The organism is Agrobacterium sp. CNPSo 3708 (genome assembly GCF_028674915.1).
GTDB classification, from domain to species: domain Bacteria; phylum Pseudomonadota; class Alphaproteobacteria; order Rhizobiales; family Rhizobiaceae; genus Agrobacterium; species Agrobacterium cavarae.
Map to the genome: position 1 here is coordinate 1 of NZ_JAQZSF010000026.1, position 310 is coordinate 310.

At 58.4% G+C, this 310-nt stretch carries 1 protein-coding gene; it reads right to left on the bottom strand.

What is annotated here, in order from left to right; all coding sequences use genetic code 11:
* The coding region (locus PVA19_RS22315) for a hypothetical protein (RefSeq protein ID WP_274104281.1) at positions 1-282 on the bottom strand (282 nt) is incomplete at its 3' end.
* Positions 283-310: the final 28 nt, after the last annotated feature.

The following is a 310-nucleotide window of genomic DNA, read 5'->3' on the forward strand; positions in this document are numbered from 1 at the left end:
GAAGAGAGCGAGTTCGGCGCTGTCGAGCGTTGCCAGTTGGGCAGAGCTCAAGCTGGCGATCTGGGTGGAGTTCAGCGCATCGATCTGGCTGGTCGTCATCCCCGCAAACTGTGTCGTGGTCAGGGCTGCTGCCTGTATCCCGCTCAGGTTTGCGATGTTACCCGTGGTCAACTTGCTGATGGTGATGCCTGCAAGCGCCTTTTCGCTGATGGCCTTGACTTCATCGCTGGAGAAGGTGTTGAGCGCATCGGAAGACAGAGCGTTCAGCTGCGACGTAGACATCACGGCGATCTGCGCCTTGTTCAGTGCT